Origin of the sequence: Microcoleus anatoxicus (genome assembly GCF_042465725.1) — a bacterium.
Taxonomy (GTDB): domain Bacteria; phylum Cyanobacteriota; class Cyanobacteriia; order Cyanobacteriales; family Microcoleaceae; genus Microcoleus; species Microcoleus anatoxicus.
In genome coordinates this window covers 2782491-2798971 of the sequence record NZ_CP120853.1, presented here as the reverse complement: position 1 = coordinate 2798971, position 16481 = coordinate 2782491, and the positions used below count along the sequence as shown (strand labels likewise).

At 45.6% G+C, this 16481-nt stretch carries 12 protein-coding genes and 1 pseudogene; 6 read left to right on the top strand and 7 right to left on the bottom strand.

Translation table 11 applies throughout. From position 1 onward, the window contains the following. Positions 1–11: 11 nt before the first annotated feature. Positions 12–632, bottom strand: coding sequence for a COP23 domain-containing protein (locus tag P2A85_RS12190; RefSeq protein WP_377480262.1), 621 nt, complete (start codon positions 630–632; stop codon positions 12–14). Positions 633–757: 125 nt separating this feature from the next. Between P2A85_RS12190 and P2A85_RS12185 the strand changes: the two genes are divergently transcribed. Continuing rightward, positions 758–958 carry a type II toxin-antitoxin system HicB family antitoxin gene (locus P2A85_RS12185; RefSeq protein WP_377480259.1) on the top strand — a complete coding sequence of 67 codons (201 nt, stop codon included), beginning with the start codon at positions 758–760 and terminating at the stop codon, positions 956–958. Between the two features lie 294 nt (positions 959–1252). On the opposite strand, the gene P2A85_RS12180 is transcribed toward P2A85_RS12185, so the two are convergent. From P2A85_RS12180 to P2A85_RS12170, 3 genes are all read right to left on the bottom strand, one after another. Further along, positions 1253–2665, bottom strand: a complete 1413-nt coding sequence (locus P2A85_RS12180) for an NAD(P)(+) transhydrogenase (Re/Si-specific) subunit beta (protein ID WP_377480257.1) — start codon at positions 2663–2665, stop codon at positions 1253–1255. Next, positions 2662–2955 carry an NAD(P) transhydrogenase subunit alpha gene (locus P2A85_RS12175; RefSeq protein WP_006633295.1) on the bottom strand — a complete coding sequence of 98 codons (294 nt, stop codon included), beginning with the start codon at positions 2953–2955 and terminating at the stop codon, positions 2662–2664. Before P2A85_RS12175 ends, P2A85_RS12180 begins: the two co-directional genes overlap by 4 nt. A gap of 200 nt (positions 2956–3155) precedes the next feature. Next, a complete protein-coding gene (locus P2A85_RS12170; protein ID WP_377480254.1) occupies positions 3156–4304 on the bottom strand; it encodes a Re/Si-specific NAD(P)(+) transhydrogenase subunit alpha in 1149 nt (382 codons plus the stop codon). 451 nt (positions 4305–4755) lie between these two features. Between P2A85_RS12170 and P2A85_RS12165 the strand changes: the two genes are divergently transcribed. The 3 genes and pseudogenes from P2A85_RS12165 to P2A85_RS12155 form a co-directional block, all read left to right on the top strand. Then, positions 4756–5268: a DUF2808 domain-containing protein gene (locus P2A85_RS12165; protein ID WP_377480251.1), complete on the top strand. Its 513-nt coding sequence runs from the start codon at positions 4756–4758 to the stop codon at positions 5266–5268. 646 nt (positions 5269–5914) lie between these two features. Then, the gene (locus tag P2A85_RS12160; protein WP_377480248.1) at positions 5915–7183 is read left to right on the top strand and encodes an MFS transporter; all 1269 of its coding nucleotides are present in this window, start codon (positions 5915–5917) and stop codon (positions 7181–7183) included. Between the two features lie 97 nt (positions 7184–7280). After that, a pseudogene (locus tag P2A85_RS12155) lies at positions 7281–8528 on the top strand (MDR family MFS transporter); the annotation flags it as partial. Positions 8529–8778: 250 nt separating this feature from the next. On the opposite strand, the gene P2A85_RS12150 reads toward P2A85_RS12155, so the two are convergent. Both P2A85_RS12150 and P2A85_RS12145 read right to left on the bottom strand, forming a co-directional pair. Next, positions 8779–9417 carry a Uma2 family endonuclease gene (locus P2A85_RS12150; protein ID WP_377481455.1) on the bottom strand — a complete coding sequence of 213 codons (639 nt, stop codon included), beginning with the start codon at positions 9415–9417 and terminating at the stop codon, positions 8779–8781. 367 nt (positions 9418–9784) lie between these two features. Next, complete coding sequence (locus tag P2A85_RS12145; RefSeq protein WP_377480246.1) at positions 9785–10261, bottom strand: ankyrin repeat domain-containing protein; 477 nt, start codon at positions 10259–10261, stop codon at positions 9785–9787. 36 nt (positions 10262–10297) lie between these two features. Here P2A85_RS12145 and P2A85_RS12140 point away from each other — a divergent pair, with 36 nt between their 5' ends. Beyond that, complete coding sequence (locus P2A85_RS12140) at positions 10298–11581, top strand: lipid-A-disaccharide synthase (RefSeq protein ID WP_377480243.1); 1284 nt, start codon at positions 10298–10300, stop codon at positions 11579–11581. A gap of 423 nt (positions 11582–12004) precedes the next feature. Here the strand turns inward: P2A85_RS12140 and P2A85_RS12135 are convergent, their stop codons facing one another. After that, complete coding sequence (locus tag P2A85_RS12135) at positions 12005–12949, bottom strand: fused MFS/spermidine synthase (protein WP_377480240.1); 945 nt, start codon at positions 12947–12949, stop codon at positions 12005–12007. Between the two features lie 495 nt (positions 12950–13444). On the opposite strand from P2A85_RS12135, the gene priA reads away from it, so the two are divergent. Further along, positions 13445–16030 carry a primosomal protein N' gene (priA, locus tag P2A85_RS12130; protein ID WP_377480237.1) on the top strand — a complete coding sequence of 862 codons (2586 nt, stop codon included), beginning with the start codon at positions 13445–13447 and terminating at the stop codon, positions 16028–16030. Positions 16031–16481: the final 451 nt, after the last annotated feature.

The window sequence follows — 16481 nt, the reverse complement described above, 5'->3', positions numbered from 1 at the left end:
TAAATTTAATATCACTTAGCAGAATTAGATCCAGCAATCCGATCCTCTTCAGCCAAAAAAGGAGTTAAATCAATCTCTGGCGAAGACGGAGAAAAATTAGAAGTTGCCACCTTACCATCGCTATTTTGATAAACCGCATTACCACCATTCAACAAATTTTCAGTCATATCTCGCATTGCTTGATAAGCCTCTGTTTCGCTACCGGGCTTCAACGTCAACACCAGCGGACAAACCTCGTCGCCACTCAACTTAGTTTTAGCACAAATCACGTATTGATTCGGCGTCTTAGGCTCCTCTCTATAAGCTAACCGAATTAAACCATCTTTGCGATAACCGTTCAAGCTTTCAGAAATTATTTGGCAGCGTCTTACAGGCGTATAATCACCGCCTAAAGTTGTGACCATTTTTAGCCAAGGTTGTTGACCTTTATCGTGACGGTACATGACAGTCCAAACTTCACCTCCCCGCTGAGTATCTGGGCGAAGTTCGCAGGAAAAACGAGCGTTTTGTCCAACCAACAGGGGCATCCAACCTTGAGCATAAGCAATTCCCGCACCGACAACAGCCGCTAACAAACTTAGTACACCAACAGTCAGGTTTGCGACGTTAAAGAACTTTCCACTATTACTCACGGTACTGAATCCTCGATAAAATTTTGATAGACAACAAGAGCGATAATAAGTTGAGAATTTCTACATCAGCCAAGTAACGGATTCCCGAAAACTTGCCAGATGTCGAATAATGCTATGATAGTATTATGAAGTCAACACAACAGTTTACAGCAATTATTGAACGAGAAGGCGATGGATATGTATCCCTTTGCCCAGAACTTGATATTGCCAGCCAAGGTGAGAATATAGAAGAAGCGCGACAAAATCTGATCGAGGCGCTAGAACTATTTTTTGAGACAGCAGATCCTTCTGAAGTCAAAAATCGGCTGATAAAATTCGGCGATTGAAATCGCTTCTACACAAACCAAGTCGGCCTCCGCCGACTGAAGAATATTTAGATAGATTCGGCGATTGAAATCGCTTCTACACAAACGAAGTCTGCCTCCGCCGACTGAAGAATATTGATATCAAATCAGACTTAAATACCCGCTCATTTTCTTAGTCCGCGAAGGCGGACTTTGTTTGTGTAGACGCGGTTTCAACCGCCGGGTTTCTCCAAAGAAACCGGGTTTTTCATCAAATCTATCGACTACAACGAAATATTTTCGTAAAAAAACCCGGTTTCTCGGCATCGCAAAATCCTACAACTGCTTCACCTCAGCAACCAACTTCGCAACCACATCCTTAGCGCTACCAAACAACATCATTGTCTTATCTTTATAAAACAACTCATTGTCAACACCCGAAAAACCAGCACTCATCCCGCGCTTAATTACGATCGTATGTTTAGCCTTATCAACCTCCAAAATCGGCATCCCATAAATCGGGCTCGCCGTATCGTGACGCGCCGCCGGATTCACCACATCATTCGCACCAATCACCAACGCCACATCAGTCTCTTCAAATTGCGGGTTGATATCGTCCATGTCGTACAACTGCGGATAAGGCACATTTGCTTCTGCTAGCAACACATTCATGTGCCCCGGCATCCGCCCAGCCACCGGGTGAATGGCGTATTTGACGTCAACACCCATTTTTTCCAAACCGTCGGCTAACTCGCGCACGGCGTGTTGTGCTTGCGCTACAGCCATCCCGTAGCCGGGAATAATCACAACCGATCGCGCATAGCCTAACATCATCGCACTTTCTTCGAGATTGATGCTGCGAACAGTTTTGTCAGTAGCGCCACCACCAGCAACTCCAGCAACCGCAGCACTTCCACCACCGCTACCAAACGCGCTAAACAGTACACTACCAAGCGATCGATTCATCGCCTTGCACATGATTTGCGTCAAAATAATCCCCGACGCGCCTACCAATGCACCAGCAATAATCAGCATATTGTTCATCAAAATGAACCCAGCCACACTCGCCGCAATCCCGGAATAGGAGTTAAGCAGCGACACCACCACGGGCATATCACCGCCACCAATCGGCAGCACAAACATGATTCCCAAAATATTGGAAATCAGCACCAAACCCAGGAATACCGGGACATCCTCCGGGTTAAACAACATATAACCGCTGCCGGCTAAAAGTGCGATCGCCAGCATGGCATTAAACGGCTGTTGTAGCGGAAACGTCATCGGCGCACCCGGTAGCAATTCTTGCAGTTTCGCAAACGCCACAAGGCTACCAGTGAAAGTAATCCCGCCAATCAACACGCCCAAAAGGATCGTGATTGTCGCGTCAGGTGCCGGCGATTCCGGGATGCTGAGATAGCGCCAGAATTCGCCCACAGCCACGAGTGCAGAAGCCGCGCCTCCAAAACCGTTAAGCAAACCTACCATCTGCGGCATATCCGTCATCGCCACGGTATTCGCCATAATCGTTCCCAAAATGGAACCCACGATGATGCCGACAGCAATCAATTCGTAGCTGATTACTTGTTTTTCTAGCAACGTACCGACGATCGCGATCAACATCCCGATCGCAGCTAACACATTTCCTTGACGCGCAGTCGCCGGTGAACCCAATTGTTTCAAACCGACGATAAATAAAGATGCGGCTACTAGATAGCCTAGCTGAATGCCACTGGGCAGAAAATCACTCACGCTTTAACCTCCTTTTTCTTGAACATTTGTAGCATTCGATCGGTGACTAAGAAACCGCCGACAACGTTAATTGTGGCAAGGGCGATCGCGATCGTCCCCAAAATAGAAGTAACAGTCACATTACCTTGGCCTGAAATTAGAATTGCGCCTAAAACCGCAATTCCTGAAATCGCATTGGAACCCGACATCAAAGGTGTATGTAGCGTCGGGGGGACTTTGTTAATTACTTCAAATCCCACAAACGATGCTAGAGTAAACACCACTAAACCTGCAATCAATCCTTCTGCCATAATAAGTGTGAATTGGTAATTGGTTATTTGTCATTAGTCATTAGTTGTTAGTCATTAGTCAGTAGTCATTAGTTGTTAGTCATTAGTTGTTAGTCATTAGTTGTTAGTCATTAGTTGTTAGTTGTTATTTTCAATGACTCCCGACTCCCGACTCCCGACTACTAACTACTAACTAATGACTACTAACTAATGACTACTGACTAATGACTGCTGACTGCGGAAGCAGCCAAAGCATCCCGCACTCGCTGATTGCTAATCTCACCATCACGAGCCACACAGGAACCAGCAATGATATCGTCTTCAAAATTCAAATTTAGCTCCTTATCTTTCAGCATCAACTGAAGCAAAGCCGAGACATTCTTCGAGTAAGTTTCGCTAGCATGAACAGGCATTGAGGATGGCAAATTAATCGGTCCAATCACATTAACTCCGTTCCATTCCACATCTTTACCCGCTTCCGTGCACTCACAATTGCCGCCTTGTTCCGCCGCGAGGTCAACAATTATTGCTCCCGGTTTCATTTGAGAAACCATTTCTCTAGTAACTAAAATCGGGGCTTTTCTACCAGGAACTTGAGCCGTTGTAATTACTGCATCGGAAGCGCCGACGTGCTGAGTAAGCACTTGGCGAGTATGTTCTTTCGCTGCTTCTGATAATTCTTTGGCGTAGCCACCTGCTGCTACAGTTTCTTCCTTGAGTTCGACATCGATAAATTTAGCACCCAAGCTTTGCACTTGTTCTTTTGTTTCCGGGCGGATGTCGAAGGCTTCGACTACTGCGCCCAGACGACGGGCTGTGGCGATCGCCTGTAAGCCCGCAACGCCCACACCCATTACCAAGACTTTCGCGGGGCGAATCGTACCCGCCGCCGTTGTCAGCATCGGAAAATACTTCGGTAAAGCCGCTGCTGCGATTAGTACGGCTTTGTAACCAGCTACGTTAGCCTGAGATGACAGCGCATCCATGCTTTGAGCACGGCTGGTGCGGGGGATCATTTCCATGCTGAATGCGGTAACATGGCGATCGGCTAAACGCTGCACCAAAGCCGGATTTCCCAAAGGATTCAAAAATCCGATGAAAACTGCTCCTTCACGCAGTTGATGAACTTCTGACTCTTGCAATTCCCCGATTTTGACGACGACATCGGCTTCGCCCCACAGCGTAGCGGTATCGGCGACAATCTGAGCTCCGGCTGCTTCGTAAGCAAGATCCGAGAAAAAGGATTTTGCTCCGGCACCGGCCTCAAGCAAAACTTGGACGCCTTGTTTTACCAATTTGGCCACAGCGTCGGGTACTAAAGCCACCCGGCGCTCGCCTGCTGCTATTTCTTTTGCGATCGCTAATTTCATGAATTCTCCTTTACTCTAGTTAACCCTTGTCTGGTTGAAACCGCGCCTACACAGACACTGACGCGCCTCCGCAGGTTTCTGGAAGTGCGATTTTTAACCGCCAGATGCCTTGCTTTACATTGGAGCAGCCGTTACCCTAAACTTCTCTCGTTGATAGTAAAGCCGATCGCCCAAATTCGAGCCGTATCTTTAACTTGTCTTATAGATTCAGATTCGCTAAACTGTTAAATTTGTTGCAAAACATGATATACTAACGTGCTGACTAATTCTGTATCTTGAATATCAGCCTGGGATATGGCATCAAAAAATTCACCTATATTGTTAAGCGATCGCCCTCATCAAATTTCTCAGAGAGTCGGTAATATTGGAGAGCTAATAGCAAATTGTCAGCACTAAATATTTGCTAAATATTCAAGGTTCGATCGTAATTTTAGTTAGAGGAGTTGTGATTATGCGACGATTATTTTCAGCACTAGCGGTTACAAGTTGCTTACTGACTGGCTTACCCGCCATCAGTTTAGCCCAAGGAATGCCGGGATTCACAATTTTCGGAGGCCCAGAGCGCGGGAATCAGTTAAACTACCGCTTAGATTACGGCAAATCTGGGATGAGTGGTGACAGATATAGACTGCGCATTCCAGCCAAAAAAGTAAGTCTGGCGATCGCCCAACTCAACATTTCCTATCCAAACTACTACAAAGGTGAATTCGACCAAAAAGACATTCAAGTGCGCGTCAAAAACAAATCAATAGAATTGCAAGAAGTAATCTGGGACAAAGAAAATCGTTTCATAGAAATTTATCCCAAAGATCCCATTGCTGCCGGCAACAATGTTGAGGTTGTGCTCTCCAACGTCAAAAACCCATCGCCAGGAGGAATGTACAATTTCAACGTTCGCATCCGCACCCCTGGGGATGTCCCCTTGCTACGTTACCTCGGTACTTGGCTGTTGAGCATAGATTAGAAAAAGGGGAATCGGGTGGCGGGAAGAAATATAGCAATCCTAAATCATTCATGAGGATTTGTAGGGGTAGTGCCCCCGTGCCTACCCCAGCATAAGCGGGGCAACCACGGGGGGATTGCCCCTACAAAAATTACACAACTGATTTAGGATTGCTATATCTCGTTTCCTGGTTTTCGGGAACCGAAAAATAGAACCTCTGGCTGATACAGCAATCCTCAGCGATCAGTAAAATGAGCTGTTAGATAGCCGACTTCTTTGGGAAGTCGGCTATCTAGCTACTCTGTTTTTTAAATCGGCTTACTTACCCTAAAAAAATCTTGACAAATCAAATAGGATAGCTATAGCCCTACTCTCATATCATGATGCCCATTAGTGTCAACTTAACGTCAAACCCTGTCACAGACTGCTGGCAAGACTATTAACCCTAGATCCCCCCTAGCCCCCCTTCCCAAGGGGGGGACAAGAGTCCGATCTTTCGTCCCCCTTGGGAAGGGGGATTTAGGGGGATCTAGAGTTGGCTATGAACGAGAGATACCAAGGCTTTCATGCTTAAGTTGACACCAATGCCCTATGCCCTATGCCCTATGCCCTATGCCCTATGCCCTATTCCCGTACAATATCTGTAATTAACTAGACTTAATATCAAATGAATCCACTAGCCAAAGTTAAAAATATCAAACTTCCTCGCGCGCTGCGATCGAGAAATTATCGCCTATTTTTTGCAGGACAAGGCATCTCTCTGATTGGCAGTTGGATGACACAAGTTGCTACTGTTTGGCTTGTGTACAATTTGAGCGATTCACCTTGGATGCTCGGTTTAGTCGGATTCACAAGTCAAATTCCCACACTAATACTACTGCCTTTTGCAGGAGTTTTAATAGATAGATGGAACCGCCACCGAGTGATAATTGCCACTCAAATTTTGGCAATGATTCAATCATTAATCCTAGCATTTTTAGCACTAACAGGAATTATCAACATTTGGCAGATAATTGTCCTGAGTTTGTGTCAAGGAGCAATTAATGCTTTTGACGCGCCAGCCCGCCAAGCTTTTGTACCAGAGCTAGTAGAAAAGAAAGAAGATTTAGCACAGGCGATCGCCATTAACGCTTCCATGTTCAATGGAGCCAGATTAATCGGCCCAGCAATCGCCGGTTTGCTGATAGCCACAGTCGGACCAAGTTATTGTTTTCTCATAGACGGACTCAGTTACATCGCCGTAATTGTAGGCTTGTTAGCCATGAATATCAAGCCCATAAAAATAGCAGAAACCAATACCAAACCCTTACAAAGACTAAAAGAAGGATTTATTTATGCCTTTGGATTTCCGCCAATCAGAGCCATTTTAGTGCTATTAGCATTAGTCAGCTTTGCCGGAATGTCCCACACAGTTCTCGTCCCAATCTTTGCCACTAAAATTCTGCACGGTGGCCCGCAAACCCTAGGCTTTTTGATGGCAGCTTCCGGCATAGGAGCATTCGCAGGAGCGATTTATTTAACCACCCGCAAAACAGTAGTTGGCATCGGCAAATTAATAGCCATCTCACCAGCAATTATGGGCTTTGGACTAATCGGTTTTGCCCTGTCAAAAGCCCTGTGGTTGTCATTAATCATGATGCTGTTTGTAGGAATTGGTTTCATCTTGCAATTTGCAGCAGGAAACACATTTTTGCAAACCATAGTTGACGACGAAAAACGCGGCCGAGTCATGAGCATTTACACAATGGCATTTTTTGGAATCACCCCCTTTGGCAACTTAGTTGCAGGTGGATTAGCCAACTATATCGGAGCACCCAATACAGTCCTAATCGGAGGGATAATTTGTGTATTAGCAGCCACAGTTTTCACCAAACAATTGCCAGCCTTAAAACACCTAGTTACACCAATCTATCAAAAAATGGGTTTAATTTCCTAAACAACTTGTAAAATACCCTCTTCCCCTCTCTTACTCTGCGCCCTCTGCGCCCTCTGCGGTTAAAAAATCCAAATTAATTACACCAGAGGTAAAACCAATGGCAAATCCAAGTGCAATTATAGAACAGCAAAGCGATCGCGTTCCCCTAAAAACCTGGATCGGCGTCATGGGAACAATTCTCGGCGCATTCATGGCAGTTTTAGACATCCAAATCACCAACGCTTCCCTCAAAGACATTCAAGCAGCATTAGGCGCAACCTTAGAAGAAGGCTCTTGGATTTCCACCGCCTATCTAGTCGCAGAAATCGTCGTAATTCCCATGACAGGTTGGCTGTCCCAAGTCTTTTCCGTGCGCCGATACATCTTAGTAAATGCCGCCCTGTTCACATTTTTTTCCATGTGCTGCGCTTGGGCGTGGAACTTGAATTCAATGATTGTATTTCGAGCTTTGCAGGGGTTTACAGGTGGCATTTTAATTCCGATGGCGTTTGGATTTTTGCTGACGAATTTGCCACCCAAAAAACAGCCAATTGGTATGGCGCTGTTTGCTCTGACAGCTACTTTTGCACCCTCGATCGGACCGACATTAGGAGGATGGTTAACAGAAAATTATGGATGGGAATATGTCTTTTATTTAAATTTGGTTCCGGGAATGCTGCTGCTAGCCGCTGTTTGGTACGCAATTGACCCTAAGCCGATGCAATTAGAACTGCTAAAAGGGGGCGACTGGTGGGGAATTATCTCAATGGCGATCGGCTTGGGTTCCCTGCAAGTTGTCTTAGAAGAAGGGAGTCGCAAAGACTGGTTTAGTTCGGAGTTTATTGTCCGTCTCAGCATCATTGCTGCAATTTTTCTGGGGACTTTTTTCTGGATCTAACTAACGCGAAAAAAACCTTTAATTAACTTGCGGTTGCTGACACGTCGCAATTTCGGTTTAGCTACTATTGTGAATGTATCCTTGGGAGTGGGATTGTATGGTTCAGTGTTTATTTTGCCGATGTATTTAGGTCAAATTCAGCAGTACAATGCCATGCAAATTGGCGAGGTAATTATGTGGGCGGGAGTACCGCAGTTATTCATCGTACCGATGGTGCCGAAATTGATGCAGCGTATCGATATGCGACTGATGATTGCTGTGGGTGTTAGTTTGTTTGCGCTGAGTTGTTTTATGAATGCCAGCATGACTCACGATACGGGTATCGATCAGTTACGTTGGTCCCAATTAGTGCGGGCTTTTGGGCAGCCTTTAATCATGGTGCCGCTATCAACGATCGCCACTGCGGGTATGGAGAAACACGAGGCTGGTTCGGCTTCGGGTTTGTTTAATATGATGCGAAATATGGGAGGTTCCATGGGGATTGCAGCCTTAGCCACTTTGGTGACGCAGCGGGAGCAGTTTCACTCGAATCGTTTGGGGGAATCGATTTCTTTGTACGATCCGGCGACGCAGGAACGAATTAATCAAATGACTCAGTTTTTTGTGAGTCGGGGTGCTGATCTCTACTTGGCTAGAAATCTCGAAGCTATTGGGGATTTGGCTGATTGTTGCTGGGGAATACGATCGCACATTCAACAAAAAGGGCGATCGCACTTTGCTATTGGGGCAACTCGCCAAAGCGATCGCGATATTGAGCCACCAATTCTTCAGCCGTCAAATACCTACTACCTCCTTCGTCAAACCAGTACAAAACCTCCAACTGTGTTTCCCCATCGCTGTATCGACCTCGACCGATTCCTAAACCCACTTCCGGCATCCAAAAAGGTTCACCAATTTGCTGTTCGTACTCGCCATTTACCAAACGATAAACTTCAAAGGGTTGATGTTGGTCTCGCCGCCAGTAGTAGGGATTGTAAATCACATAGTACAGCACGCCCAACTTCGCGTAAATATCAATTTTTTTATCGTATTCACCGCCGTAAGTTTGAGAAACAATCTCTAGGGCAAAAATCGGGGGAATATTATTTTCTTCCCAAAGGACGTAACTGAGGCGCAAAGTATCGCCTTTGAACCTTACCACACCCAAACTCAAGAAGCCATCAGGAACAATTGGAACCAGATGACTTACTCCCGTCGTGTGATAAACTCCCATATCGACCGCAAAAAACCAGTCGTTCCGCTGCCGCCAGTGAAATTTGAGCAAGAATAACAGTAAGTTGGGAAGGAAGTTTTGATTTTCGTTATCCACAGGAGTATCATCCGAAGAAGGAAGTTCGGCGCTAGTTGGCAAACGCATTTCTCGATCGAATAGTACCATGATAGAAAAATGGCAAATTTATTAATTAATTGTATCATCCAAAAACCGGGTTTATTCAATAAACCCGGTTGCTAAGTCTTTTAATGGATATCTTGCCCAAGTCAAATTCACCCCCCTTAGTCCCCCCGCGAGTTCGGGGGGAAACAAGAATAATCTTGCCCCCTCCCCTTAGTAAGATCAATTCCTCTCTTCATCGGAATTATTCATTTCTCTCTGTGTTCTCTGTGGTTAAATCATTCCCATGCAACGGTCAACGATATAACGACGGGGAAACAAGAATAATCTTGCCCCCTCCCCTTAGTAAGGTCCGGGTTGGGGAGGGGTGCATTGTATTTTTGCAAGAGTTCTAAGGGCGATCGCGCGCTAGTTTCAACACCTCAACTGCATCTTTATGACCCTCAGAAGATGCCCAAATTAAGGCAGTCCAACTGTTGTTATCCTTAGCCTTAATATCAACTCCTTTCTCGATTAAAAACTCCACAACTTGAGTCCGTCCACTACCAGCGGCACTCATTAAAGCTGTCAAACCAAAATTTGTTTTAGCGTTCACCTGAGCTCCCGCCTCCAACAAAAGTTGTACAATTTCTCTATGTCCCGCAGCAGCCGCGCTCATTAAAGGTGTCCAACCGTCATTATCCTGACTGTTGACATCGGCACTTGCAGCGAGCAATTTTGTTACGAGTTCAGTATTGCCAGTCTCAGCCGCAGCCGTCAAAGCCGTAGCACCTTCCTCATCTTTGGCATTGATATCTGCACATTGTGCGATCGCAGATTCTACAGTAGAAACATCACCTGTTTTGGCGGCATTAATTAAATCGGTCATATATTCTCCTTTGTATCCTCTAAAATCTTAAATCCCATGGCAGTCGATATTTTAGTCCTCTCTAACGGCCCCGGAGAATTAGCAACCTGGGTACGTCCCGTCGTACAAGCCTTGCGAGAACATTTAGGATGCGATCGCACATCTGTGCGTATTTCCGTTGTCCTGTCCCCCTGTCCCCACGCCACGGGGAAAGAAGCACAAATCGCAAGTTCTTACCCAGAAGTTGACAGAGTGCAAGCACCAGAGGATTTTTTGCCATTCCTATTATCCGGCAAAACAGTGGAAAATTGGGATTGGCATGAAAAAGGAGTTGTTTTATTTTTAGGTGGCGACCAATTTTTTACAGTTATTATTGGTAAAAGGCTCAAATATCGCACTGTTATCTATGCGGAATGGGAGGCAAGGTGGTATCGCTGGATTGATAAATTTGCCACCATGAAACCACAAAAATTTGATAAAATACCTCGAAAATATGCTAATAAATTTACAGTTGTCGGAGATTTAATTGCCGAGGTTTCTCGTTCCCAGGCAGAGCCTGGGAACGCAGTTCCAGGGGCTCTGCCTTGTCCAACTCCTCCAAAAGAACTAATTGGATTGTTACCAGGTTCCAAGGCTGCCAAACTAGCTTTAGGCGTGCCTTTGTGTTTGTCGATCGCCCAATCCATCCATCGCCTCCGCCCGGAAACTCGCTTTGTAATTCCGGTTGCTCCCACCATAGATATCCAAACTTTAGCAGGTTTTGCAGACCCAGAAAAAAATCCTTGTTTACATTTATTTGCCAACTCCAGCGCCAAACTTCATGTAACAGAATCACCATTTTTAATGACAGCAAATGGCTTACAAATAGAACTTTGGACTGAGACACCAGCCTATGATTTGCTATCAGAATGCAGTTTGTGTTTAACTACTGTGGGAGCCAATACCGCCGAATTGGGTTCTTTAGCTGTACCGATGATTGTTTTGCTACCAACGCAGCAATTGGATGCGATGAAGGCTTGGGATGGTTTGCCGGGATTGCTGGCAAATTTACCGTTTGTTGGTTCGGTTTTTGCGACGGTGATTAATTGGCTAATTTGGCGATTGGGGAAGCGAAAACTGTATGCTTGGCCGAATATTTGGGCGCAAGCAGAGATTGTACCAGAGTTGGTTGGGAAACTGGAACCTGAAGCAGTGGCCGAGTTGGCGATCGACTATTTGAGCCATCCTGAAAAATTAGCACAAATGGGCGATCGTTTGCGTGGGGTTCGAGGAGAATCCGGGGCGGCGAATAAAATCGCTGAATTGGTTTGTGAAGAAATTGATTGCAGCAATAATAAATAAAATCTTGTAGGGGCGGGCGGTGCCCTGAGCGTAGTCGAAGGGTTTACCAACAATCTCTGACTGTAATCGACTATCTAAATAAACCCGCCCCCACCCAACGGTAAATCTGAATCCGCATTATTCCAGTATTTTATAAATAAATGTAGATGGAGATTGTTAGTGGGTGGGGGCTGGTTTATCTATCCCTTTCGCTGCTAATAAATATTGTTGGTAAAACCCGCCCCTACGGGAAATATATGCAGATTTTTTGTGGGTGGGGGCGGGTTTATTTATTCGTTTTGTTGGTTATCCATATTGTTGGTAAAACCCGCCCCTACGGGAAATATATGCAGATTTTTTGTGGGTGGGGGCGGGTTTATTTATTCGTTTTGTTGGTTATCCATATTGTTGGTAAAACCCGCCCCTACGGGAAATATGGTAATTTTACTGGCCCACAGAACCTTTCCCGAAAAACTTAGGCGGTGCTGCCATAGTGTAAACTTCGGTTTCAGCCGCGATTACTTGTCGCAAGTGACCGGCAACTTGCATCAATCCCAACAGTGTAATTCCGTCGAACATTCGGAACCCACCAATGGTTTGTTCAGCGAGTAATTTGTCCGTAACTTCTGGTTCTGGACGGGTGTTGATTTCCTGAGTTGAAGCTACTGCAAAACCCCAAGGTGCTCCATAGGTAGAAATAAAGCTGGTGCAAGATTGAACGTTGGGGAAAACTGATTTCAGCGTATTGACAATGCGGGCGTGCATTTTCATTTCTGCTGGAGAAACAGGACCCGCTTGGACGACGAAATATCCCGTAGGTGACAGGACGCGGCGAACTTTCTCGAAGTATTCTTTTGTAAACAACTGGAAAGAAGGGCCTTCTTCAATGGGATCTGACAAGTCAGAAATGACAACATCCCAATCGCTGTCACTGTTATCTAAATAGTCTAAAGCATCGCCGATTACGACTTCGCAACGAGGGTCATCAAAGGCATTTTGGTGCATTTCTGGAAGGTGTTCGCGGCAAGCATCTACTACTTCACCGTCGATATCGACCATCACTACTTTTTCAACACTTTTCCAGCGCAGCACTTCTCTAATTGTCGCGCCTTCACCGCCACCGAGAACCAGGACTTTTTTTGGTGAACCGTGCATAGTCATGGCTGGGTGGACTAGGGGTTCGTGGTACAAAAACTCGTCGCCTGTACAAGATTGCCATTTGCCATCCAATACTAACCCTTTGCCGTAGGTGCCGGTTTCAACGACGTACATTTCTTGAAAGGCTGTTTTTTTGTAAGCCAGCACCCGTATGATGCCGTGAACGTAGATATCCCAAGGGGTAATGTACTCGCTCATCCAAAAATCTGCACGGACTTCGCTACCTGACATCCAATACTCTCCCAGTGTAAATTACTTAAGTAGTAATTCATAGCACAAAATGGCGATCGGATGTAAGTGCGATCGACACAAACAGCTTATGTTGACAGTTGACAGTTGACAGTTGACGGTTGACAGTTGACAGTTGACAGTTGACAGTTGAGGGTTGACGGTTAACTCTAATTTACTATTCCGATGCTAACGGATTTGATATCATTTGGTTGAAAACTGCTATATTAGCTAAATTTAATAGTTAATTTTAATATAAATTATGCAGAAATAAGCTCAGTAAAAATGCCCAACTTATTTAAAAAGTCAGGGATAAAATAGCAGAGTATTTTATGTTTAATTTTGAAAAATTGAGCGATAATAAAAACTCTCTTTGATTGAAAGCTCTTTGGTCTCATGCCCCCGGATTCATTCTGAAAGCAGGCTGACTGGGGGCATCTAAAATCTCAAATCTAACATTTCATGACTGCGGCTGTTTCTAGTTTGGTGTGTAATGCTATGTCTACTCTCACTTTTGGTTTGTCAACGCCCTCCGCTGCTGAGTCTGGGGCATTTTACGGCAGCGATCGACCTCCGAGTCGCCCCACCGTGCCGGCACAGTGGATCGAAGTTTTGGTAGACTCTCCTTTCAGGGGTGCGGGGGACACCCCAGGGGAGGAAAACAAGTTATTGACCTATCGGTTGCCGGCCCAACTGACGGTGCAACCAGGAGATATTCTGAGTGTACCATTTGGCAGTCAACAGGTGGGGGCGATCGCCATTCGTTTTGTTTCTCAACTACCGCTAAACTTAGACCCCGCACAGGTTAAAGATGTTGAAGATGTAGTCAGCACTGGATTTTTTGTTCCTACTTACTGGGAATTGATCGAACGCACTGCTACCTATTATTGCACGCCTTTAATTCAAGTAATTAGAGCTTCCTTACCACCGGGATTGTTAAGCCGTTCTGTGCGTCGCATTCGGTTAAATAAAAATGCTATTGCTCCTAATGCGGAATTATTTCTGAATCCCGCTGCTAGTCAAATTTTACAATTATTGCAAGCTCAAAAAAACGGCGATTATACTTGGCAATACCTCCAACGGCAAGTGAAGGGGGCTTATCGGGGATTGCGAGATTTATTAAAACGGGGTTGGGTAGAAAGTTATTTAGAACCCCCTCATCCTCCCAAACCAAAACTCAAACCGGCAGTCACATTAATTGTCAATGCTTTTGTGACGGATTTGACCCAGCGTCAACAAGAAGTCTTGGAGGTTTTGCGGCGCGGTGGCGGTGAAATGTGGGTGAATGATTTATTAAAAATTTGCAGTGCTAGTTCGTCGGTTGTCAAAGCTTTGGAAGTCAAAGGTAGTGTGGTAATTGACCAAAGGGAAGTGCTCAGGGGCGATCGCCCAATTCCCCAAATTGCCGACTCACCCAAAACTTTAACTGATTTTCAGGCTGAAGCTTTAGCATTTATTAACAGTTTTTCGGGTTTTCGTCAAGTGCTGCTACATGGTGTGACAGGTTCTGGGAAAACTGAAGTGTACTTACAGGCGATCGCCCCAATCTTAGCTAGTGGCAAATCCGCTCTCGTACTCGTCCCAGAAATCGGCCTGACACCACAACTTACAGATAGATTTCGCGCCCGTTTTGGCGAGCAAATTTGCGTATATCACAGTGCCCTCTCCGACGGAGAACGTTACGATACATGGCGTCAGATGCTCACTGGAACCCCACAAATTGTCATCGGCACGCGATCGGCTATTTTTGCACCTTTACCTGAATTAGGCTTAATTATCCTCGATGAAGAACATGACACCAGCTTCAAACAAGAACAACCAGCCCCTTGCTACCACGCCCGCACCGTAGCCAAATGGCGGGCAGAATTAGAAAATTGTCCCCTAATTTTAGGTTCTGCTACCCCTGCTTTAGAGACTTTTTTTGCCACTCAAATTAATAATTCGTCCTTGCCAAGTATTCATTATTTGTCATTGCCAGAACGCATTTATTCGCGCCCAATGCCGCCTATTCAAATAGTCGATATGCGCCAAGAATTGCGACAAGGAAATCGCTCGATTTTTAGCGTTGCCCTGCAAAATGCTCTGGAAGAATTGCAAGCTAGACAACAGCAAGGTATTCTATTTATTCACAGAAGAGGACACAGTACCTTTGTCTCTTGTCGGAGTTGTGGTTATGTAATGGAATGCCCAAATTGTGATGTGTCGCTTTCTTATCACCAAATCAGCGAGGGAACATCAGAAATGTTGCGTTGTCACTACTGCAACCATACAGAAAGACACCCTCAAAATTGTCCAGAATGCAGGTCTCCTTATTTCAAAAATTTTGGGAGTGGTACTCAGCGAGTCGAACAGGAATTAACCAGATTGTTTCCCCAATTGCGGGCAATTCGGTTTGATAGTGATACGACTAAAAATAAGGGCGACCACCGGAGATTGTTAACTCAATTTGCCCAGGGGGAAGCTGATATTTTGTTGGGGACACAAATGCTGACTAAAGGGTTGGATTTAGCTGGGGTGACATTGGTAGGGGTTGTTTCGGCTGATGGGTTGCTAAATTTGTCTGATTATCGGGCCAGCGAACGGGCATTTCAAACTTTAACTCAAGTGGCGGGGCGTGCTGGTAGAGGTGACGATCCGGGAAGGGTAATTATGCAAACTTATACTCCCGAACATCGGGTAATTCAAGCAGTTAGGCGGCACGAATATGCAAGTTTTATAGAAACAGAATTAGCCGCAAGGGCTGCCCTGAATTATCCTCCTTCGGGGCGGCTGGTTTTGTTGCGATTAAGTAGTTTGGAGGCGGCGGAAGTTGCGGTGACGGCGGTACAATTGGCGTCTGTTTGTCAGGAGTATATTGAGGGATTGTCTGTACCGGGTTGTGAGTTGTTGGGGCCCGCACCGGCCGCGATTATGCGGGTAGCAAATCGGTATCGGTGGCAGATTTTGCTGAAGTTACCTTTGGATGAGTCGGTGGATTTGTCGGATTTGATCGGATTGCGCGATTCCCTTCGGGATAGCTTCGCTTCACGCATTCCTCGTTCTGTTAGTTTAACTATTGATGTCGATCCGTTGAATTTTGGTTGATTGCTTGGATGGGGGCGGGTTGATGTAGATTTTTTGTCAGTTTCCCATATTTTTGGTAAAACCCGCCCCTACAACCAATCCTAGGCAGATATTGCAGGGTGGGGGCGGGTTGATTTAGATTTTTTGTCAGTTTCCCCTATTTTTGGTAAAACCCGCCCCTACAAACAATCCTAGGCAAATATTGCAGGGTGGGGGCGGGTTGATTTAGATTGTTTGTCAGTTTCCCCTATTTTTGGTAAAACCCGCCCCTACAAACAATCCTAGGCAAATATTGCAGGGTGGGGGCGGGTTGATTTAGATTGTTTGTCAGTTTCCCCTATTTTTGGTAAAACCCGCCCCTACAGCCAATCCTAGGCAGATATTGCAGGGTGGGGGCGGGTTGATTTAGATTGTTTGTCAGTTTCCTCTATTTTTGGTAAAACCCGCCCCTACAGCCAATCCTAGGCAAATA

Bases quoted from the DNA above. Each gene is read 5' to 3' on its own strand.
- P2A85_RS12135 (WP_377480240.1), bottom strand. From the start codon at position 12,949: ATGTCAGGTAGCGAAGTCCGTGCAGATTTTTGGATGAGCGAGTACATT.
- P2A85_RS12150 (WP_377481455.1), bottom strand. From the start codon at position 9,417: ATGCGTTTGCCAACTAGCGCCGAACTTCCTTCTTCGGATGATACTCCT.
- P2A85_RS12145 (WP_377480246.1), bottom strand. From the start codon at position 10,261: ATGACCGATTTAATTAATGCCGCCAAAACAGGTGATGTTTCTACTGTA.
- P2A85_RS12175 (WP_006633295.1), bottom strand. From the start codon at position 2,955: ATGGCAGAAGGATTGATTGCAGGTTTAGTGGTGTTTACTCTAGCATCG.
- P2A85_RS12165 (WP_377480251.1), top strand. From the start codon at position 4,756: ATGCGACGATTATTTTCAGCACTAGCGGTTACAAGTTGCTTACTGACT.
- priA (WP_377480237.1), top strand. From the start codon at position 13,445: ATGTCTACTCTCACTTTTGGTTTGTCAACGCCCTCCGCTGCTGAGTCT.
- P2A85_RS12170 (WP_377480254.1), bottom strand. From the start codon at position 4,304: ATGAAATTAGCGATCGCAAAAGAAATAGCAGCAGGCGAGCGCCGGGTG.
- P2A85_RS12140 (WP_377480243.1), top strand. From the start codon at position 10,298: ATGGCAGTCGATATTTTAGTCCTCTCTAACGGCCCCGGAGAATTAGCA.
- P2A85_RS12160 (WP_377480248.1), top strand. From the start codon at position 5,915: ATGAATCCACTAGCCAAAGTTAAAAATATCAAACTTCCTCGCGCGCTG.
- P2A85_RS12185 (WP_377480259.1), top strand. From the start codon at position 758: ATGAAGTCAACACAACAGTTTACAGCAATTATTGAACGAGAAGGCGAT.